Genomic DNA, 272 nt, shown 5'->3' with positions numbered 1-272 from the left:
AATTGCAGCAGCTTGCCAAGGATTTGAACCATGAATAACAAACATCAGGCCTTGCCCGAGCATGAGCTTCTGACACACAAATCATTTATCCGAAACCTCAACCTTTTCGACTGGGCATTCGCGCTGCTGATTGCAGTCGGTGCGTTTATTGCCCAAACCCAGGCCGGTCTGCACATGGACATCTACGAAATGGTCATTTTGTGGGTGAGTGCCGGTATTGCCGTTTTTCTGGGTTGGTTTTTCAAACCGATGCGCTGGTTTATCCCTTTGGG

General features: G+C 48.9%; 1 pseudogene. It reads left to right on the top strand.

The features are described from left to right. Positions 1-30: 30 nt before the first annotated feature. Positions 31-272 (top strand): annotated as a pseudogene (locus ACTHSP_RS23730) (c-type cytochrome biogenesis protein CcsB); the annotation flags it as partial.

This window comes from Neisseria sp. P0001.S005, assembly GCF_051963715.1.
This window is presented reverse-complemented; position numbering and strand designations above follow the sequence as displayed.